At 73.4% G+C, this 18,850-nt stretch carries 24 protein-coding genes and 1 tRNA gene; 12 read left to right on the top strand and 13 right to left on the bottom strand.

Annotation, left to right across the window (positions count from 1 at the left end):
* Window positions 1-130 precede the first annotated feature (130 nt).
* Window positions 131-1,657 (bottom strand): tetratricopeptide repeat protein, encoded by a 1,527-nt coding sequence (locus tag V6U81_RS05930; RefSeq protein ID WP_334485273.1) that lies wholly within the window; start codon window positions 1,655-1,657, stop codon window positions 131-133.
* Between the two features lie 57 nt (window positions 1,658-1,714).
* The gene (locus V6U81_RS05925) at window positions 1,715-2,176 is read right to left on the bottom strand and encodes a MarR family winged helix-turn-helix transcriptional regulator (RefSeq protein WP_334485543.1); all 462 of its coding nucleotides are present in this window, start codon (window positions 2,174-2,176) and stop codon (window positions 1,715-1,717) included.
* A gap of 50 nt (window positions 2,177-2,226) precedes the next feature.
* Here V6U81_RS05925 and V6U81_RS05920 point away from each other — a divergent pair, with 50 nt between their 5' ends.
* Complete coding sequence (locus V6U81_RS05920) at window positions 2,227-2,748, top strand: VOC family protein (protein WP_334485271.1); 522 nt, start codon at window positions 2,227-2,229, stop codon at window positions 2,746-2,748.
* Window positions 2,749-2,773: 25 nt separating this feature from the next.
* Entirely contained in the window at window positions 2,774-3,670 is an 897-nt protein-coding gene (locus tag V6U81_RS05915) for a hypothetical protein (RefSeq protein ID WP_334485269.1), read from the top strand.
* On the opposite strand, the gene V6U81_RS05910 is transcribed toward V6U81_RS05915, so the two are convergent.
* Window positions 3,636-4,154: a potassium channel family protein gene (locus tag V6U81_RS05910; RefSeq protein WP_334485267.1), complete on the bottom strand. Its 519-nt coding sequence runs from the start codon at window positions 4,152-4,154 to the stop codon at window positions 3,636-3,638. The two genes, V6U81_RS05915 and V6U81_RS05910, sit on opposite strands and share 35 nt — an antisense overlap.
* 110 nt (window positions 4,155-4,264) lie before the next feature.
* Window positions 4,265-4,444 carry a DUF4236 domain-containing protein gene (locus V6U81_RS05905; protein ID WP_208569874.1) on the bottom strand — a complete coding sequence of 60 codons (180 nt, stop codon included), beginning with the start codon at window positions 4,442-4,444 and terminating at the stop codon, window positions 4,265-4,267.
* 252 nt (window positions 4,445-4,696) lie between these two features.
* On the opposite strand from V6U81_RS05905, the gene V6U81_RS29130 reads away from it, so the two are divergent.
* The 7 genes from V6U81_RS29130 to V6U81_RS05875 all read left to right on the top strand — a co-directional run bounded on the left by V6U81_RS29130 (window position 4,697) and on the right by V6U81_RS05875 (window position 10,149).
* On the top strand, window positions 4,697-4,774 hold the full coding sequence (locus V6U81_RS29130; RefSeq protein WP_349881247.1) for a putative leader peptide: 78 nt from the start codon (window positions 4,697-4,699) through the stop codon (window positions 4,772-4,774).
* 134 nt (window positions 4,775-4,908) lie between these two features.
* A complete protein-coding gene (locus tag V6U81_RS05900; protein WP_334485262.1) occupies window positions 4,909-5,928 on the top strand; it encodes an ABC transporter substrate-binding protein in 1,020 nt (339 codons plus the stop codon).
* Window positions 5,925-6,779, top strand: coding sequence for an ABC transporter ATP-binding protein (locus tag V6U81_RS05895; RefSeq protein WP_334485260.1), 855 nt, complete (start codon window positions 5,925-5,927; stop codon window positions 6,777-6,779). The genes V6U81_RS05900 and V6U81_RS05895 overlap by 4 nt, the downstream gene beginning before the upstream one ends.
* Window positions 6,772-7,632, top strand: a complete 861-nt coding sequence (locus V6U81_RS05890) for an ABC transporter permease (RefSeq protein ID WP_334485258.1) — start codon at window positions 6,772-6,774, stop codon at window positions 7,630-7,632. The genes V6U81_RS05895 and V6U81_RS05890 overlap by 8 nt, the downstream gene beginning before the upstream one ends.
* Window positions 7,633-7,643: 11 nt before the next feature.
* Complete coding sequence (locus tag V6U81_RS05885; protein ID WP_334485257.1) at window positions 7,644-8,981, top strand: LLM class flavin-dependent oxidoreductase; 1,338 nt, start codon at window positions 7,644-7,646, stop codon at window positions 8,979-8,981.
* Window positions 8,978-9,541: a flavin reductase family protein gene (locus tag V6U81_RS05880; protein ID WP_334485255.1), complete on the top strand. Its 564-nt coding sequence runs from the start codon at window positions 8,978-8,980 to the stop codon at window positions 9,539-9,541. The genes V6U81_RS05885 and V6U81_RS05880 overlap by 4 nt, the downstream gene beginning before the upstream one ends.
* A complete protein-coding gene (locus tag V6U81_RS05875) occupies window positions 9,538-10,149 on the top strand; it encodes a malonic semialdehyde reductase (protein WP_334485253.1) in 612 nt (203 codons plus the stop codon). Before V6U81_RS05880 ends, V6U81_RS05875 begins: the two co-directional genes overlap by 4 nt.
* A 1-nt stretch (window position 10,150) precedes the next feature.
* Here the strand turns inward: V6U81_RS05875 and V6U81_RS05870 are convergent, their stop codons facing one another.
* Window positions 10,151-10,606 (bottom strand): RrF2 family transcriptional regulator, encoded by a 456-nt coding sequence (locus V6U81_RS05870; RefSeq protein ID WP_334485251.1) that lies wholly within the window; start codon window positions 10,604-10,606, stop codon window positions 10,151-10,153.
* 7 nt (window positions 10,607-10,613) lie between these two features.
* Window positions 10,614-11,549, bottom strand: coding sequence for a helix-turn-helix transcriptional regulator (locus V6U81_RS05865; protein WP_334485249.1), 936 nt, complete (start codon window positions 11,547-11,549; stop codon window positions 10,614-10,616).
* 134 nt (window positions 11,550-11,683) lie between these two features.
* On the opposite strand from V6U81_RS05865, the gene V6U81_RS05860 reads away from it, so the two are divergent.
* Window positions 11,684-12,460, top strand: coding sequence for a glucose 1-dehydrogenase (locus tag V6U81_RS05860; RefSeq protein ID WP_334485247.1), 777 nt, complete (start codon window positions 11,684-11,686; stop codon window positions 12,458-12,460).
* A gap of 73 nt (window positions 12,461-12,533) precedes the next feature.
* Here the strand turns inward: V6U81_RS05860 and V6U81_RS05855 are convergent, their stop codons facing one another.
* On the bottom strand, window positions 12,534-12,965 hold the full coding sequence (locus V6U81_RS05855; RefSeq protein ID WP_007457244.1) for an SsgA family sporulation/cell division regulator: 432 nt from the start codon (window positions 12,963-12,965) through the stop codon (window positions 12,534-12,536).
* 273 nt (window positions 12,966-13,238) lie between these two features.
* Here V6U81_RS05855 and V6U81_RS29125 point away from each other — a divergent pair, with 273 nt between their 5' ends.
* Both V6U81_RS29125 and V6U81_RS05845 read left to right on the top strand, forming a co-directional pair.
* Window positions 13,239-13,946 (top strand): TIGR02611 family protein, encoded by a 708-nt coding sequence (locus tag V6U81_RS29125; protein WP_420883980.1) that lies wholly within the window; start codon window positions 13,239-13,241, stop codon window positions 13,944-13,946.
* Between the two features lie 71 nt (window positions 13,947-14,017).
* Window positions 14,018-14,092, top strand: a tRNA-Val gene (locus V6U81_RS05845).
* Window positions 14,093-14,149: 57 nt separating this feature from the next.
* Here V6U81_RS05845 and V6U81_RS05840 read toward each other — a convergent pair.
* The 6 genes from V6U81_RS05840 to V6U81_RS05815 form a co-directional block, all read right to left on the bottom strand.
* The gene (locus V6U81_RS05840) at window positions 14,150-15,052 is read right to left on the bottom strand and encodes a tyrosine-type recombinase/integrase (protein WP_334485243.1); all 903 of its coding nucleotides are present in this window, start codon (window positions 15,050-15,052) and stop codon (window positions 14,150-14,152) included.
* A 312-nt stretch (window positions 15,053-15,364) separates the two neighbouring features.
* Window positions 15,365-15,649 carry a helix-turn-helix domain-containing protein gene (locus V6U81_RS05835; RefSeq protein ID WP_334485241.1) on the bottom strand — a complete coding sequence of 95 codons (285 nt, stop codon included), beginning with the start codon at window positions 15,647-15,649 and terminating at the stop codon, window positions 15,365-15,367.
* A 17-nt stretch (window positions 15,650-15,666) separates the two neighbouring features.
* On the bottom strand, window positions 15,667-17,379 hold the full coding sequence (locus V6U81_RS05830) for a replication initiator (protein WP_334485239.1): 1,713 nt from the start codon (window positions 17,377-17,379) through the stop codon (window positions 15,667-15,669).
* A 220-nt stretch (window positions 17,380-17,599) separates the two neighbouring features.
* Window positions 17,600-18,040 (bottom strand): hypothetical protein, encoded by a 441-nt coding sequence (locus tag V6U81_RS05825; protein WP_334485237.1) that lies wholly within the window; start codon window positions 18,038-18,040, stop codon window positions 17,600-17,602.
* Window positions 18,037-18,648: a hypothetical protein gene (locus tag V6U81_RS05820; RefSeq protein WP_334485235.1), complete on the bottom strand. Its 612-nt coding sequence runs from the start codon at window positions 18,646-18,648 to the stop codon at window positions 18,037-18,039. Before V6U81_RS05820 ends, V6U81_RS05825 begins: the two co-directional genes overlap by 4 nt.
* Complete coding sequence (locus tag V6U81_RS05815; RefSeq protein WP_334485233.1) at window positions 18,645-18,833, bottom strand: hypothetical protein; 189 nt, start codon at window positions 18,831-18,833, stop codon at window positions 18,645-18,647. Before V6U81_RS05815 ends, V6U81_RS05820 begins: the two co-directional genes overlap by 4 nt.
* Window positions 18,834-18,850: the final 17 nt, after the last annotated feature.

The raw sequence follows: 18,850 nt of genomic DNA, 5'->3' as shown, positions 1-18,850 counted from the left end.
ACAGCGATGTGCTGAAGAGCGATATGACGCTCCGTCATATTCATGACGCGGAGTCATGTCGCCGACCGGGACATGCGGCCCCCGGGTCTCGACACGCCGAAGCACCCGACCGGCCAATGGGGACGCGGGGTCAGCGGCGCTTCGTGCAGACCCGGTTGGCCCGGGCGACCGTGTCGGTGGACCAGGCCACCGCGACCGTGAAGCAGTAGTCGGTGGTCCCGTCGAGGCCGTAGACGACGAAGTTGGTCGTCCCGGCGGGCAGCTCCTGGAAGGCGCGCGGATCCTGGTCGGCGCGGCCGCCCGCGATCACCACCGGCCCCTCGGCGCCGGCCGGGTACGTCCAGCTCAGCGCGATGTTGTCGCGGCGGTCGCGGAGGCTGACCGCGCCCGGTGGGGTGCCGGGCGAGGCGGGGGCGACGGCGGGCGACGAGGCGCTCGGCGCGGCGGGCGACCCGGACCGCGCGGTGGACGCGCTCGGGGAGGCGGGTGCGGCGGGGCTGTCCCCGGAGCCGTCCACCTGGGACACCCCGGCGATCACCGCGACGGCGCCGAGCAGCACCACGACCACCCCGGCGACGACCGCCGGCGCGGCCCGGATCCGGCGGGGTGGGGGAGCGTGCTGCCGGGGCACCAGCACCGGCAGCAGCCGGGACGAAATCGGCGGCCCGACCCGGCGGACCCCGTCGGCCTCGTCGGCGTACCCGCCGGCCAGGCCGACCACCGAGGGCGGGACCGGGTCGTGCGGGGTCGGCTCGGGCGCGGGTTCCGGCGGCCACCAGTCGGTGTCCTCCGGGTACGTGTCGTCGGGCGGGAGCCGCTGGCCGGGCACGGTCGGCGGGTGGGGCTCGTCGGCGGCCGGCGCCGCGACGGGCCAGACCGGCGGCTCCGGCGGGCCCTCGGCCGGCGGCGGGGTACGCGCGGCCGGCACCACCGGCCCGTCGTGCTCCGGCCCGTGCTCGTCGTCGCACACGTGGTCGGGGTCGGCGGCGCCCCGGGCCAGCGCGGCGACCTGGCGGGCCAGCGGGTCGTCGTCGGCCAGGTGGTCGGCGGCCAGTTCGCGGGCGAGCGCGAGGGTGTCGTGCGCCTCGCCGAACCGGCCGCAGTCGCGCTGCATCGCGCCGAGCCGGGCGAGCATCTTGATGCCGCTGGGGTGCCCGTCGCCGTAGACCTCGCGGTGCAGCTCCCAGGCGTCCTGGAGGCGTTCCCGGGCCTGGACGCACTGGCCGCGGGCGTACTCGACGGTGGCCAGGTCGGCGTGGGCGGCGAGCACCCGCACCGACTCGGGGCCGTCCCGAGCGGTCAGCTCCAGGATCACCTCGGAGTAGAGCCGAGCGGCCCGGGCCTCGCTGCCGACCCGGTGCAGCACCGCGGCGAGGGTGGCCGCGGCGGAGATGGTGCGCTCGTCGGAGCGGCCGTGCAGCCGGTTGGCGGCCGCGTACGCGAAGGCGGCCCAGCCTCGGGCGGAGTGCGGTTCGCCGAGAGCGACCAGCACCCGGGCCTGGAGCCCGGCGGCGTCGGCCAGCTCGGGGGAGGCGTGGTCCGGGCGGGGGTCGGCGTCGGTCAGCGCGTCGGAGAGCAGCCGCTGCGCGCCGGCCAGGTCACCGGCGGACACCAGCTGGTGCGCCTGGACAGTGAGTTCACCGAAGCCAGAGGACACGCCCCATCGTGCTCGTCCGGCGACGGTATGTACAACCCTTGCCGGGGAGCAAGTTGGTCAAGAACTCGTCAGGTGGGCGGCGAGCGTCTCGCTGATCCGGCGCAGCTGGTCGACCTGGGCCGGGCTGAGCGCGTCGAACAGGTGGCGGCGTACCCCCTCGACGTGGCCGGGCGCGGCGGCGGCGAGCGCCGCGAAGCCGGCGTCGGTGAGGACGGCGACCTGCCCGCGCCGGTCGGTGGGGCATTCCTCGCGGCGGATCCAGCCGGCGGCCTCGAGCCGGGCGGCGGCGTGCGAGAGCCGGCTGCGCGAGGAGCCGGTGGCGTCGGCGAGGTCGCTCATCCGCAGCCGCCGGTCGGTGGCCTCGGAGAGCCGGACCAGGATCTCGTAGTACGCGTGCGGCATCCCCGCGTCGCGTTGCAGCTCGCGGTCGAGGGTCTCCATCAGGGCGCGGGAGGCGGTCAGGTAGGAGCGCCAGGTCTGTTGCTCGTCGGGGTCCAGCCACCGGGTCATGACGACCATCATACCGGAAGTGGTTGAGCGTTCAACCAAGCCGCGCTACCGTGGGTCGCATGGGAATCCACCGCCTGAACCACGCCGTCCTCTACGTGAGCAACCTCGACCGCAGCGTTGCGTTCTACCGTGACGTGCTCGGCTTCCGCCCGGTGTCGATGACCCCGGACGGCTTCCGTGGCGCCGCCTTCCTCCAGGCGCCCGACTCGACCAACGACCACGACCTCGGCCTCTTCGAGATCGGCGCCGCGGCCGGCCGGTCGACCGCCGGCCGCGCCACCGTCGGCCTCTACCACCTGGCCTGGGAGGTCGACACCCTCGACGAGCTGGCCGCCACCGCCGAGCGGCTCGCCGCCGCCGGTGGCCTGGTCGGCAGCTCCGACCACGGCACCACCAAGAGCCTCTACGGGCAGGACCCGGACGGGCTGGAGTTCGAGGTGGTCTGGCTCGTCCCCGCCGACCTGCTCGACGAGGCCGCCCTCGCCGCCCGCAAGCGGATCGGCCCGCTCGACCTCGACCGGGAGCGCCGGCGCTACGGCGGCCAGACCCGCGGCGGAGTGGGCATCTCCATCCCGGCCTGAGCGGCCCTACTGGTACAACGGCAGCATGTCGACCGACGCCGTCCTGCGTGAGCTGCTCGTCCGCCAGCTCGACCACTGGTTGCCGGGGGCGTTGCAGCGCTCCCGGCGGGCCACCCTCGCCCTGTCCTACGCGGGGGAGCCCGCCACCGCCGAGGCGGCCCTGCGGGTGGTGGCCGAGTTCGCCGACCGGCTGCGCGGGCGGCGGCTCACCGTGCTGGTGCTGGCCGGCGGCGCCGACCTGCCGGCCCGGCTCGGCGCGGTCGAGGCGACCCTCCCCGCCGACGTCGCCGTCCACCTGGTTCCCGGCGACCCGGCCCGGCTGCCCGTCGCGCTGAAGGCCGCCGGGGCGGCCGGGGCGCCGCTGCTGACCGTGGTCGACGGGGTCGTCCCCGGCCCGGCGGTGCTGGACGCCGCGGCCACCGGCCGTCCGGCCGAGGTGCTGGCCGTCGCGCCCGCCCCGGCGACGCTGCGTCCGGCCCTCGACGCGGCCGGGTTCCCGCTGGTCACCGAGGTCGAGCTGGTACCCGCCGACGGTGGCGCCGGCCGGGTGGTCGCCTACGGCACCCGTCTCGACCGGAGCCTGGAAGCGTTCAAGGACGCCCTCTGGGACGCCGACGAGTTCGCCGGGGTCCGCTACCGGGACCCGGCCGACCCGGCCGGCGGGCTGCTCGACATCGCGTTGCACCCCGAGCCCGGGCCGCTGCGCCGCGAGCTGCTGGCCGAGCTGGCCCGCTCCGGGCCCCGTACGGTCACCGAGCTGCGCCGGCACACGCTGACCGCGACCGCCTACCGGGCCGCCGACACCGTCCGTGCGCTGAGCACTCTGCTGACCTCGGGCGCGGTGACCCGGGAGCCGGAGCACGGCCGGCTCGGCGGCGACGTGCTGATCAGCGCCGCCCCGGGCGGCCCGTCAGCTGCCTGACCAGGATGGACGCCCCGGTGGCGATCACCCCGATGCTGAACAGCATCTGCGCGCAGACCACCACCCGGGCGATCTGCCCCTGGGCGTGCACGTCGCCGTAGCCGATGGTGGTCAGGGTGGCCAGCGCGAAGTAGAGCGCGTCGACCCGGGTGTCCAGGTTCGCGAACTGGTCGGGCCGGGTGTTCGCCACCACGTAGTCGGCGAGGGCGAAGGTGACCACTCCGGCGACCAGGGCCACCGTCAGCCGGACCAGCGAGCGGGCCTCCGCCTCGCCGGTGGGTGCCGCGGCGAGCTGTCGACGCACCTGGCCGGTGACCAGCGCGGCGACGGTGAGCACCAGCAGCAGCGTGCCGACCGAGCGCAGGACCAGCCGCGGCCCGTTCGGGTCCGGCTCCACCGGGACCAGGAAGTAGGCGAGGAGCAGCAGGAGGCATCCGATCGCCGCGCGCCGCCGCTCCCGACGCCAGGACCCGTCCCCACCCATGCCGCGATTCTGCGCCGGGAACGCGGCCGTCCCGGGCCGAACGCCGAACCGGGCCGGAACGCCGAGCGGGGTGCCGGTGAATCACCGGCACCCCGCTCGACCTCGGGACGTCATGCCCGGGACTTGTCCTGCTTCCACGAGAGGGGCCCCGGCAGGTCGACCCGGTGCGCCTTGGCCTTGGAGTTCCAGGACCAGCGACCGATCTTGATGCTCCAGGAGGAGAAGCCGTTCTCGGTGAAGTTCAGGATGATCGGCCCGTACTTCTTGCGCTTGCGGAACATCAGACCCATTGTGGGCTCCCTTCGCATTCCCTCTACTGCCCTGCTCTGTCGTGATCGAACATGCCCGGATCGAGGAATTACGAAACCTGCGTCCGTTCCGCTCTGGACGGTGCACGGCGAGCCCTCCAATCCCCATTGAGTCGGTAGGTGTTGCGGGCCGGTAAACCCAGCTCAGCAAGGGATGTAACAAAGCCAGCGACGCACATCTCATGTTCTGGAAGGCCGTTGACCGGGGTGCCCGCCGGCCGGCAGCATGGGCTCATGTCGCAGCGGGATGAGCTTCTCCTCACCGCTCGCGTGCACGTCGACCTGGTCCGGCACGCGAGCGCGCTCTGTTGAGCTGACGCGATTCGCCGTCTTCCACACCTCACTTCCTCCGCGCAGACCACGCCCCGCCCACGGCGGCCCGGTGGCGCGCGTCGGCGTATCCCCGCGCCCCGGGCGCGGTTCCGTGCACAGATCAGGAGACCGCCATGTCCCCATTCCGTCGTACCCTCGCCGCCCTCGCGGCCCTGCTCACCCTCGGCGCCGCCACCGCCTGCGGCGCGGACGCCGAAGCCTCCGGCCAGGCCAGACAGCTGCGCTACCAGGGCTCGGTCGGCCAGGTCACCCTTCCCGAACTCGCCGCCGACCTCGGCTACCTCGGCGACGTCAAGCTCAACTGGATCGGCAACGTCACCGGCGGCCCGGCCGACATCCAGGCCACCGCCACCGGGCAGAGCGACTTCGGCGGCGCGTTCAACGGTGCGATCGTCAAGCTCGCCTCGGCAGGCGCCCCGATCACCGCCGTGGTCAGCTACTACGGCTCCGACGCGCAGACCTTCCAGGGCTACTACGTCCTGCAGGACAGCCCGATCAGGACGCCGCGCGACCTGATCGGGAAGAAGGTCGGGATGAACACCCTCGGCGCGCACGCCGAGGCGGTACTGAAGACCTGGCTGGTCAAGGGCGGCCTCACCCCGGCCGAGATCGCCAGGGTCGAGCTGGTCGCGCTGCCCCCGGTCAACACCGAGCAGTCGCTGCGGGCCAAGCAGATCGACGTCGCGGTGCTCGGCGGGGTCATCCGCGACAAGGCGGTCGCCAACGGCGGCGTCCGCACCATCTTCACCGATTACGAGCTGCTCGGCGCGTTCAGCGGCGGCGCGTACGTCTTCCGCGACGACTTCATCAAGCGCAACCCGCAGACGGTGAAGACGTTCGTGGGTGGGGTCGGCAAGGCCATCGAGTGGGCCCGTAGCCAGCCCCGGGAGACTGTGGTCGCCCGGCTGGAGCAGATCATCGCCAAGCGCGGCCGCAACGAGGACCCGTCCCTGGTGCGGTACTGGAAGTCCACCGGCGTCGCGGGGAAGGGCGGCGTGATCACCGACCGGGAGTTCGCCACCTGGATCGACTGGCTGGCCGACGCCGGCGAGCTCAAGGGCGACAAGCCGAAGCCCGGTGACATCTACACCAACCAGTACAACCCCTTCGCCTCCGGTGGCGGTGCGGCATGACCGGCGACAAGGTCCTCTTCGACCGGGTGACCAAGACCTTCGACGTCCGCGGCGGCCGGCGCGCGTCCGCCGGCGCGGTCACCGCGCTGGACCAGCTGACCCTCGGGGTACGCCCCGGCGAGTTCCTGGTCGTCGTCGGCCCGAGCGGCTGCGGCAAGTCCACCCTGCTGGACCTGCTCGGCGGGCTCTCCCGGCCCACCTCCGGGCAGGTGCTGGTCGACGGCCGCCCGGTCACCGGGCCCGGCCTCGACCGGGGCATCGTCTTCCAGCAGTACGCCCTGCTGCCCTGGCGCACCGCCGCCGGCAATGTCGCGTTCGGACTGGAGGCCAAGGGGGTGCCCCGCGCCCAGCGGGCCGACCTGGTCGCCCACCACCTGGAGCTGGTCGGGCTGAGCGGGTTCGCCGAGCGCTACCCGCACGAGCTCTCCGGTGGCATGAAGCAGCGCGTCGCCATCGCCCGCAGCCTCGCGTACGACCCGGACATCCTGCTGATGGACGAGCCGTTCGCGGCGCTCGACGCGCAGACCCGCGACTCGCTCCAGGACGAGCTGGTACGGATCTGGCAGGCCACCGGCAAGACCATCGTGTTCATCACCCACGGCATCGACGAGGCCGTCTACCTCGGCCGGCGGGTCGCCGTGATGACCTCCCGGCCGGGGCGGATCAAGCAGGTCATCGACATCGAGCTGGGGGACCGGGGGGAGGCCGAGGACGTCCGTTCCTCCGACGCGTTCCGGCACCACCGGCACGAGATCTGGACGCTGCTGCGCGACGAGGTGCGCGCCGCCCAGTCCGCCGAACGCCCCGCCGCCACCCCGGCGGCCCGCCGACAGGAGGCCCGCGTTGGTTGACATCGCCGAACGTCCCGCCCGGCTGGCGGCTCCGCCCGCCGCGCCACCGGCGACGGCCCTCGCCGCGCCCACCCTGCCCGGCCGGCTGCTCGGCCTCGGCGGCCGGGCTTTGCACCGCAGTGCCGCGCTGCTGGCCCTGGCCGCCGTCTGGGAGACCGCGCCCCGGGCCGGGCTGGTCGACCGGGTCTTCCTGCCGCCGCTGTCCGAGGTGCTCGTGGCCTGGTGGGCGCTGCTCACCAGCGGGCAGCTCGCCGACCACGTCGGCGCCAGCCTCACCCGGTCGCTGACCGGGCTCGGGCTGGCCGTGCTCACCGCCATCCCGCTCGGGCTGCTGATCGGCTGGTACCGCCCCCTGGCGGAGCTGCTCAGCCCGCTGCTGGAGGTGTTCCGCAACACCGCCGCGCTGGCCCTGCTGCCGGTCTTCGTGCTGATCCTCGGCCTCGGCGAGACCTCCAAGATCGCCCTGGTGCTCTACGCCTGCTCCTGGCCGATCCTGCTGAACACCATCGCCGGGGTGAAGGGCGTCGACCCGCTGCTGGTGCGCTCGGCCCGTTCGATGGGGCTGAACCACCTGCGGCTGTTCCAGAAGGTGATCCTGCCGGCGGCGGTGCCCACCGTCTTCACCGGCGTCCGGCTCGCCGGGGCGTACTCGATCCTGGTCCTGGTCGCCGCCGAGATGGTCGGCGCGAAGGCCGGGCTCGGCTACCTCATCAACTACGCGCAGTACAACTTCGCGATCCCCGACATGTACGCCGGGATCATCACCATCTCCGCCATCGGCCTCGTGGTCAACCAGCTCCTGGTCGCCGTGGAACGCCGCTTCTCCACCTGGCGCGTCGACGTCTCCGCCTGAGAGGAACCCCCATGTCCCGCACCCTGCACCTGAACGCCTTCCTGATGGGCGTCGGCCACCACGAGGCGGCCTGGCGGCACCCGCGTACCGACCCCCGGCGGGTCGCCGACGTCCGGCACTTCCAGGAGCTGGCCCGGATCGCCGAACGCGGCACCCTCGACTCGGTCTTCCTGGCCGACGGGCTCGCCGTCGGGCCGAACGTCCGGCACAACATCCAGGCCGTCTTCGAGCCGCTGACCCTGCTCGCCGCGCTGGCCACCGCCACCGAGCACATCGGTCTGATCGCCACCGTCTCCACCACCTACAACGAGCCGTTCAACGTCGCCCGCAAGTTAGCCTCGCTGGACCACCTCAGCGGCGGCCGGGCCGGCTGGAACATCGTCACCTCCGCCCAGTCCCGGGAGGCGTGGAATTTCAACCTCGACGAACACCCGTCGCACGCCGACCGGTACCGCCGGGCCGCCGAGTTCGTCGACGTCACGGTGAAGCTCTGGGACAGCTGGGAGGACGACGCGCTGGTCCTCGACGCCGCCGCCGGGGTCTTCGCCGACACCGACCGGGTGCACGAGGTCGCCCACGCCGGCGGGCACTTCACGGTCCGCGGCCCGCTGAACACGCCCCGCCCGCCGCAGGGCCGGCCGCTGCTGGTGCAGGCCGGCTCGTCCGCCGACGGCATCGCCTTCGCCGCCCGGTACGCCGAGGCCGTCTTCACCGCGCAGCAGACCCTCGCCGACGGGCAGGCGTTCTACGCCGGGCTCAAGCGGGCGACCGCCGCCGCCGGCCGCGACCCCGACCTGGTCAAGGTGCTGCCGGGCATCGCCCCGGTGATCGGGGGTACGGAGGCGGAGGCGCGGGCCCTCGCCGACGAACTGGAGGCGCTGATCGTGCCCGAGCACGCCCTCGCCCAACTGTCCGGGATGACCGGGGTGGACCTCACCGGCCTGCCGCTGGACGGCCCGCTGCCCGACCTGCCCGACGCCACCAGCGTGCAGGCCCACCAGAGCCGCTACCAGCTCGTCGTCGACCTGGCCCGGCGGGAGAAGCTGACCATCCGGCAGCTGATCGGCCGGCTCGGCGGCGGGCGCGGGCACCGGGTGGTCGCCGGCACCCCCGAGCAGATCGCCGACCAGATCGAGCTCTGGTTCACCGAGGGCGCCGCCGACGGATTCAACGTCATGCCGCCGCTGCTGCCCAGCGGGCTGGAGGCGTTCGTCGACCACGTGGTGCCGCTGCTGCGCCGGCGCGGGCTGTTCCGCCACGAGTACACCGGCCGGACCCTGCGCGAGCACTACGGCCTGCCCCGCCCGGCCAGCGGGTACGCCACCGAGCGGGAGCTGGTGACGGCGTGACCACCGTGGAACGTCCCACCGACCTGCTGCCGGTGGACCGGGACCTGTTCCGGACCCTGCTGCGCCGGCAGGCGTCCACCGTCACCGTGGTCACCGCGGTGGCCCGGGGCACCGACCCGGCCTGCCTCGGCGGGGTCGGCGCCCCGGTCCGGGCGGGCTTCACCGCCACCTCGTTCACCTCGGTCTCGCTGGACCCGCCGCTGGTCTCGTTCTGCCTCGGCGTGGCCTCGTCGAGCTGGCCGGTGCTGGCCCGCGCCGAACACGTCGCGGTGCACCTGCTCGGCGCCGGCCAGCAGGAGGCGGCCCGGATCTTCGCCACCAGCGGCATCGACCGGTTCGCCGCGTACCCGGGGTGGACGCCGGGGCCGTTCGGGCTGCCGCTGCTCGACGGGGTGCTGGCCCGGCTGCTCTGCCGGGTGGTGCACCGGGTGCCGGCCGGGGACCACACCCTGGTCATCGCCGAGCCGCTGGCGCTCGGCCCGGGGGAGGACGGCGACCCGCTCGTCCACCACCGGGGCGGCTACACCACCACCGGCGGCATCGCCGAGGCGGCCTGGTGACGGCCGCGCCCCCGACCGACCTGCTCGCCCTCGATCCGGCCGCCCAGGACCTGCTGTTCCGGGCGGCCCGGACGGCGAACACCTTCACCGACGAGCCGGTCGACGACGCGCAGCTGGCCGCCGTCCACGACCTGGTCCGGTACGGGCCGACCGCGCTCAACGGTCAGCCGCTGCGGGTGCTGCTGGTCCGCTCGGCGGCGGCCCGGCGACGGCTGCTGCCGTACGTGTCCAGCGGGAACCGGGTCAAGACGGCGGGCGCGCCGCTGGTGGCGGTGCTCGCCGCGGACGTCGACTTCCACGAGCGGCTGCCCGAGCTGTTCCCGCACCGGCCGCAGGCCCGGGACTGGCTGGCCGACCGGGCCGAGCGGGTCACGCAGGCCCGGTTCAACGCCACCCTCCAGATCGGCTACTTCCTCGTCGGGGTGCGCGCCGCCGGGCTGGCCGCCGGGCCGATGGCCGGCTTCGACGCGGCCGGCGTGCAACGGGAGTTCTTCCCGGACGGTCGGCACGAGGTGCTGCTGTTGGTGAACATCGGCCGCCCGGGGCCGGACGCCTGGCACGACCGGCTGCCCCGGCTCGCCGCCGAGGAGGTGATCCGGACGGTGTGACTCAGCGCGGCTCCCAGGCGTCCGGCAGCGCCGTCAACCGTCGTACGTGGGCGGGCATCCGGCCGCTGAGGATCTCGGCGAGGCTGACCTCGTCGAGCACCTGCCGGACGGCCGCCCGGACGGCGACCCAGAGCCGGGGCAGGTTCTCCGCCGAGCCCTCGTACCGGGTCTCCTCCGGGCGCAGCCCGCGTACCCCGGCCAGCGGGCCCTCCACAGCGCGCAGGATCGTCCCGACGGTGACCTCGCGCGGCGGGCGGGCCAGGGTGTAGCCACCCTCGGCGCCGCGCTGGGCGCGGACCACGCCGGCCCGGCGCAGGTCGGCCAGGACGGCCTCCAGGAACTTGCGGGGCATGTCCTGCTCGGTGGCGATCGCCTGGGTGGAGAGCAGCGACGGGTACGCGGCGGCGAGGCTCAGCGCCGCCCGCACCGCGTAGTCGCCGCGCGCGGAGATCTGCACCCTGCCATCATGCCCGGCCGGGGTCGACCGGCGGGTCGGCGGGCCGGCGTGGCCGTACCACCCGGGGCAGTGGTTGCTCGCGGGCCGCGCGGAACGCCCCGGGGCTGACCCCGACCTCCCGGGTGAAGAAGCGACCGAAGTTGGTCGGCTCCGGGAAGCCGAGCCTGCGACCGATCCGGGCCACCGGCTCGTCGGTCGCCGCGAGCAGCCGGCTGGCCTGCAACGCGACCCGCTCGTCGACCACCTGCTTGGCGCTGCGGCCGGTGACCGCCAGGCAGGCCCGGGTCAGGGTACGCACGGAGCAGCCCATCCGGGCGGCGTAGTCCTCGACCCGGCGGGTCTGCTGGTAGCCGTGCTCGACCTCCCGGCAGAACCGGTGGAAGGTGACCAGCTCGGCGCGCTGCGACTCGGCGCCGTCGCTGTTCCGCCCGTTGCTCTCGCGCCCGGCGCCGTCCCGGTACGGGTCGGGGAGCAGGGCCAGCCGCAGCAGCAGCACGGCGAGCTGGTGGCGCAGCAGCGGGTGCGCGGCCGGGTCGGCGCGGTGCCGACGGTGGTCCACCACCAGCTGGCTCACCTCGTTGATCACCGCGTCCTCGTCCTCGCCGGCGAGCTGGTGGTGGGCCGGGACGGACTCGGGGTCGACGTCCAGGCCGCGCAGCGCGTCGCCGTGCCACCGGATGACCGTGGCGTCGAGCTGCGCGGTGCAGCGCAGCACCTGGCCCGGGCCGGCGTGCAGCAGCGTGCCGGGGCGGCAGGGCCGCGGACGGAAGTCGAGTTCCGCGGTGCCGTGCCCGCCGGTGACCAGCACGAGCACGTCGGCGTCGAGCAGCACGGGTCGACGCCACCCCGCGCCCGGAGCGAGGTCGCCGAGCTCGAGGATGTCGATCTCGGTTTCGGGCAGGTCGGGACGGGTTGCCGGGGAGAGCTGACCGGAAGGGACCATCACCTGCGACGGTAACCGGACGTCCGGTCGGTCGCATCCCGGCCACGGGACTCCGGTCCCGCCCACGGTTGTCCGGCTCCGCGGGTGGGGCTAGGTTACCGAGCGGTAGGGCTTCGGCGGGTGATGGGACGGGCATGACGGATCTGTTCTCGGTCGACGGCAAGACGATCCTGGTCACCGGCGGGTCGCGGGGAATCGGGCTGATGATCGCCCGGGGCTTCGTGCAGGCCGGCGCGCGCGTGATCATCTCGTCCCGCAAGGCCGACGTCTGCGAGTCGGTGGCCAAGGAGCTGTCGGCCGAGGGGCACTGCGAGGCGATCCCGGCCGACCTCGGCCACGACGCCGGAGCCGAGGCGCTCGCCGCTGCCGTGCGGGAGCGCACCGACCGGCTCGACGTGCTGGTCAACAACGCCGGCGCGACCTGGGGCGCACCGCTGGAGCAGTATCCCGAGGCCGCGTTCGACAAGCTCTGGGCGATCAACGTCAAGGCCGTCTTCCGGCTCACCACCGCGCTGCTGCCGGCGCTGCGCGCCGCGGCAGGCGCGGACGACCCGGCCCGCGTGATCAACATCGGCTCGGTCGACGGCCTCCGGGTGCCGTTCATGGAGGTGTACGCCTACTCGGCCACCAAGGCGGCCGTGCACATGCTCACCCGGACCCTGGCCCACCAGCTCGCCGGCGAACACATCACGGTCAACGCGATCGCGCCCGGCCCGTTCGAGAGCAGAATGATGGCGTTCGCGCTGGACGACCCGGCGTCGCGGGCGGCCATCGCCGGACAGGTCCCGCTGGGCCGGATCGGCCGGCCCGAGGACATGGCTGGCACGGCGATCTACCTGGCGTCGCGGGCGGGCGCCTACCTGACCGGCGCGGTGATCCCGGTGGACGGTGGGCTCACGACGCACGGCTGAGGGCGTACCCCGGCGTGGGTAGCCGGAGCCGCGCGGACTCGGCAGATCCGCGCGGCTCCTTCGACGAGCGTGGTCAGCGACCGGCGAGCAGCCGGTTCACCGCCGTGTCGACGTCCAGGTGCTCGGCCTCGCGACCGCGCGGGACGACGACGTAGGTCCGGCGCAGGAAGCGCACGAGCACGCTGCGCGGCACCTCGAACAGGGCGTTGCCGTCCGGGGACGACAGCGCCAGCGCGACGAAGTCGCCGCGCGGTGTGGCCCAGGGCCACACCCGGACGTCGCCGATGCCGGCCGGCTCGTCGAGACCGGTCACCAGCAGCTCACGGGCGAAGGACCAGCTGACGGCCTCGCCACCGGCGGATTCGGCGTGGAACAGGACATGGACCGCATACGGGTCAGCAGGGTCGTAACGCAGGCTGGCACGCACCGGCAAGGCGGTGGCGTCAGGCGCGACGAGCCTTAGCGACGTCTCGACCTCTACGGTCGTCGGTCGGATGACACTCATGGACGTTCTCCCCCCGGCACCGCTGCGGAACGCGCGTGTCCCGCTTTTCCCATACTCAGGTGCTACTCCTGGCTACGCTCCGCCATACGCTGACTTCACCCAGTGGTGGGAAGGGGTTCGGAAACGCCTCGAGAATGTGAAGATTCTTGTAGGATTTCCGGTTCTGCCCAGTGCGTGATCCCGCCCGAAGTCGGGTGGCTCAGTCGTCGACTTACTCCGGTAACGTCCAGTGGTCTGCAGGAGTGACGGGCCGGGGCGACACTGGGGGGTGAAATGGTCACGAACCGATCCTCAGTGGATGCGGGGCGCGCGGCCGACTCACCGAAAGTAGGGGCCCGAGCAGCCGAAAGGCGGGGGAACGGCGTGCCGATGGATCAGCCCGGCAGGGACGGACGGCCGACGTCCGGGGCGTCTCCGGCCGGTTCGTCGGGCGCCCCGACGGGTGCTTCGTCGGGTCGCGGCGCCGGCGGCCCTTCCGGTCCCGGCGGTTCTTCCCGTCGCGGTGGATCCGCCCGCGGCGAGGCCGGCTCGCGATCGGCGGGCGGCGGCGGACGGGGTGGCGTCGCGGTGGCCGAGCGGCGACCGTCCGGGTGGCGCAAGCGGGTCCGGACGACCCTGGACCTGATCCGGTCCAACCCCACCGGGCGGATCACCCTCAAGATCTTCATTTCGATCGCCGGGGCGCTGGTGGTCACCCTCGGCATCGCGCTCATCCCGCTGCCCGGGCCGGGCTGGCTGATCGTGATCGCCGGACTGGCCATCTGGGCGGTGGAGTTCCACTGGGCGCGACGACTGCTCGCCTTCACCCGCCGACACGTCCAAGCCTGGACGCGATGGGTCACCACCCGGTCGCTGGGAGTGCGGTTCATCCTCGGGGCCGTCGGCCTCGTCTTCGTGGCCGTGGTGGTCTGGCTGTCGCTCAAGTACAGCCTGGGGATCGACCTCGTGGCGCGGTTGGCGCACTACCTGGCGACGCACTGACGCCTCTCCAAGGCGCGCGGACCCCGGGTTTTTGGTCCGGTGGCTCGATCAGGTAGAGTCATGCGCGCTGAGGGCGATTAGCTCAGCGGGAGAGCGCTTCGTTCACACCGAAGAGGTCACTGGTTCGATCCCAGTATCGCCCACCACCGAAGTAACGCAGAAGAGCCACCCTCGGAAGAGGGTGGCTCTTGCTGATTCCATCGTCAGGTGTCGTTGGGCGTCAGCGGATCGTCAGCGAACGCGTCGCGGATGCGTTGATCCCGCCCGTCCGACCGGTGGGTGTAGAGGTTCAACGTCGTCGACGGCTTCTCGTGGCCCATCACCGCCTGGACGTCGTTGACCGGCACTCCCCGGGACACCAGCTCCGTGGCGTACGAGTGCCGCAGGTCGTGGAAGCGGAGTCCGCCTGGCGCCATCTTCGCCACGTGCGCGACCGCATCCCGTTCGGTGGGGAACTCTGCCGTGCACTCGACGCCCTCCACGTCGACCCAGGCCGCCCGCCAGGTGAAGTGACCCACCCGGCTGACGGTCCCGAGCAACCCGGCCCGGACCAGCGACGGCCGCCACACCCGAGCCCGGAACAGCGTCCGGCGCAGCGGACCGGCGGACGAGTTGGTGAACACCTCAGCGCGGGGGCCGGCGGGAAACGCCTCACGATGGGCCGTCAGCAGGTCGACTGCGAAGTCCGGCACCGGGACGGTACGCCGGCCCGCCCGCGACTTCGGGTAGGGCTTGATCGTGACGGTGCCCGCCACCTCGACGGCGACCCGGACGACCTCGACCGTCTTCCGGTCCAGGTCGAGCGATTCCCAGCGGAGTCCGGTGCACTCACCCCAGCGCAGACCGGTGCCGCCGGCCAGCGCGACCAGGGCGCGATACCGGTCGGGGACGGCCGGTAGGAGCCGAGCGACCAGATCCGCGCGGGACAGTACGTGCCCGTCGGTGTCCTTCTTGCGTCGCGATGGCACCTTGACGCCCTCACACGGGTTGGCGCCGATGAGCCGGTCACGGACGGCGGCGCGGAGGACGGCCGACAGCAGCCGGTAGCGCTCCGCCACCGTGGCGGGCGATCGACGTGCGCCCAGCTCCGCCACCCAGGACTGCACCGCGAGGTGATCGATTCGCGACAGCGGAACGTCTGACCAGCGGGGGAGGACGTGCGTCCGCAGGATTGAGGCGTCCCGCGCCCTCGTGGTCAGCTCATCGTTGCGGGACTCCCGCCACCGTTCCGCGTACTTCCCGAACAGCAGACGTCCGGCGTGCGGGTCGACGTACCCGCCGGGCGATGGCGGTTTCCGTCTCGGCGAGGAAGGCCGCGGCCTGCCGTCGCGTCGGGAACGTCTTGGCCTTCTGCCGGCCGCTCGCGTCACGCCAGTTGGCGCGGAAAGTACCCGCGGGCGTCTTGACGACGTGTCCCATCAGGCCCAGCCCTCCGGACCGTCGGCCTGCTCGGTGCACTCGTCGAGCCAGGCGTGGAATCGCTTCTTGGGGATGACCCAGCGGCCACCGAGCTTGCGGGCGGGTATCTCGCCGTCGCGCACCAGGGCGTAGGTGCTGCCGAGGGAGAGGGAGAGCAGCCGGGCGACCTCGCGGACGGAGTAGACAGCCCGGTTGTCGGCCATGCGGAGCAGCCGGCCGGGGACGTCGGCGTCGGTGGTGGCGGGGCGGGGCCGGGTGGTGAGGGAGACGACAGGGCGGTCCATTGCAGGGTTCCTCCAGGTCAGTGGCTAGCGGACTGGACGGTGCTGGTGTCGGTGGTGGCGGCGCGGTCCCGCGCGGCGAGCAGTGCTGCCCTCCACTGCGCCCGTTGGGACAGGGCGCGCAGGAGCCGGTGTTGCAGGGGTGGGATGTCCGGGTCATCCGGCCGGGCGAGTTCCCAGGCGTAGGCGGGCGGGGCGTCCTGGTCGACGGGGTAGGCATCGTCGGTGCCGGTGGTGACGCCGAGGAGGTTGCGGACCCACGCCCGAGCGTCAGCCCGGTGGTCAGCGAGCGTCTTGCCGGACCAGTCGCGGGAGACGAGGATGCGTCGTCCGCCGATGCCGAGGGTGGCCCGCTGGTGGACCTTGCCCTTGCAGCGCCCGGCTTGCAGCCGTCCATGTGCCTTCTTCGGCTGGACGCCGTACAGCAGCCAGTTAGCGCACCGCTCGTTGCATGGCGTGATTCGGAGTTGGTGCCAGAGCCGGTCGAGGTGATCCCGCTGCCGGTCGGTGTCTGCCTTGTGGCAGTCGGCGGCGCTCTTGGTGATGTACTTCGTGATGTAGCCGATGGTCCGCTGCGCGTGGACGGTGCCGGGGGTGACGCCCTCGGCGTGGACCTGCCGCCCGAACGTGACGACGTGGGCGGGTTGGGCGTCGGGGTCGGCGTCGACCAGGTCCAGGGCGTCAGCCCACGACGGCAACGGCTCCCGGCTGTCGGGGTCGACCCATGTACCGCGGCTGTCGTCCCATACCGGCGGGTGCTCCAGCTCGTAGACCAGCTCGTCAGCGGGCGGCCACCACACCTGGTGGTAGGTGGCGGCGGCGACCTGCCGCAGCACGGCGCGGGGGATGGTGCCCCGGATGGCGAAGTGCGCGTGCGGCGCCAAGCGGCGTTGGGGCTCGACGCAGCCGGCGTACTGGACGTTCCAGCCGACGCAGCGGCGCAGGTTCTGCCAGAACCGGTCGAGTAGCCGCGCGAAGTGCACCGCATCCCATGCGGCTCGCCGGTAGTCGTACGAGTCGGGGTCGACCGGGGTGCCGTCGGGCAGGACCCGGCCGTAGGAGTCGAGGGTGAGCGACAGCCACATGGACGGGCGGTGTTCGGTGCCGTCCGGGGCGGTGTAGACCCGGCCGACCGTGCGCCGCTCCACCTTCTTACGCGGCAGGTCCGGGGCGTCCTGCCGGCGGCGGGTCGACCGCTTCCGGCGGCCGCCCTCGGAGCCTTCCCCGTCGTGGGGTGGGGCGACCTGCCCGCGTAGGCCCTCGGCGGCGATGGCTTCCTCAACCTCGGCGATCGCCTGGTCGATGCCGGGCACTTGATCGAACTGGGCGGAGCGTTGGGCTTCGTCGCGGGCGAACTCCAGGTGCGCCCGCAGCAGGATCAATTCCCGTTGAGCGTCGGTGGCCGGGTCTGGTGCGGGGGCGGGTTCGTCGGTGCGGTGCCAGCCTTCCCGGATCTGGGTCTGTCGCAGCCGGCGGGCACGCTGCGCGCAGGGCGGGCACTTGTCCTCGCGGGTGGTGCCGCACGGCAGGTCGATCACTTCCGTCTGTCCGGTGGCGAGGTCGGTGCGGCGCAGGGTCACGGGTCGGATGCAGACGCCGTACTCAGCGGCCATCTCCTTCAACACCTGCCGTGACATCGGCAGCGCGAGGCGGGCAGCACGCGAGCCCGCCGCCGGCGGGACGGTCGCCGGGGCGGGTTCGGCGGCGAGGCCGGGCAGGGTCGGGGCGGTCAACGGGTCACCTCCGGAAGCTCGAACAGGGCGGGTTGCGTGTCACCGATCGGGGTGGTGCGGGTCGGGCCGATCGCACTGGCCCAGCGATGGGCGGCGCGGGTGTGGCGGTGGCAGGTGGTTTCGGCGCGGTAATGGCCGCTGCCGGGGCGGCCGGCTTCGACCAGGGCGACGGCTGACCCACCGCAGCGGGCGCAGTAGGTGGGCCAGCCAGCCATGGCGGTCAGTGGCCGCAGCCAGGGCAGTGCAGACCGGGGCAGCACCGGCCAGAGCGGCGCCGCAGCAGCACGATGACGACCAGGACCAGGACGACACCCGCGATGAGGGGAAACGCGGCCCGCACCGCCTGGACGAGCTGCACGGCGGCGAGGTAGCCCGCCACCGCGACGGCACCCACGGTCGGAACGGCGACGGCGGCGACGACGCGGCCACGGCGCAGCCGGCGGATCGGAGCCGGGGCCGGGCGGCCGGTGTCGAGGAACCGGACCGTGACCGTGACGCGAGAGTCACCAGGGAGCTGCCGGGGCGCGGTCATCGCCACCAGGCGACCGGAGTCACGGACCAGGGCGACCGTGGCGGCGACCTCGGCCGGGGTGCCGACGATCCGGCGCGCGACGAGGGCGGGGCGGCGGGTTTGGACGCGGGCGAGTTGGGTGCGGGTCATCGGGTCACCTCCGAGGCGAAGACCTGACCGTTGCGGGGTGTCTGGACGACGGACGAGACGAGGGCCGAGCGGACCGCCACCGGGGCAGCGGGGGCCGGGGTCGGGACGGTGGGTGCCGGCGGGACGAAGACCGGGGCGGGATTGGTAGGCCGGTCGGTGTCGTCCAGGTCGACGGCGGCGGACGGCGACGGCCGGACCGAAGCCGGGTTGGGCGTCTTCGCCGTGGCGGACAGGATGAGCTTGGACAGGGCGAGGAATGCCAGCGCGGGCACCGAGGACAGCAGTCGGGACGAGAAGCTGTCCTCCGCGACGGCGATCTGCGCGGCCAGGGACAGGGCCACCGCGGCGACGAGGATCGACAGCGGGTAGAGCACCGGGGCGTGCGGGTCGAGGCGGCGGCGACGGCGGATGACCAGCAGCGCGGCGGCCGGGGTCAGTTCGGAGATGACGGCGTTGGACCAGCCGAACCACTGCCCGGTTCCGGCCGGGGCGTGGTCCATGGTCCAGTCCTTGACGTGGGTGAACCACGCGGCGCCGGCCATGCCGCCCACGGCCAGGAGGATCAGGACGAGGGCGACGGCTTCCAGCCGATCGGAGGCCCGCTTCACGCTGCCCACCCCCACGCTTCGGCGTCCTCGGCGGCGATCTCGACGTGCTGCCGCAGGGCGGTGTCGAGGATTTTGGCGGCGTCGGTGTCGGGGGCGCAGTAGGGGCACTGCTGGTCGGGGTCGGTGTGGGCGAGGTCGAGGCAGGTGCGCCGAATGGGCCGGCGGGTGAGTCGACGGGTACGCATCGCGCAAGCTCCAAGCG

Source organism: Micromonospora lacuserhaii, assembly GCF_036902735.1.
GTDB lineage: Bacteria > Actinomycetota > Actinomycetes > Mycobacteriales > Micromonosporaceae > Micromonospora.
Note: the sequence above shows the minus strand (reverse complement) of the source record. Positions and strands in the feature narration are given on the sequence as shown.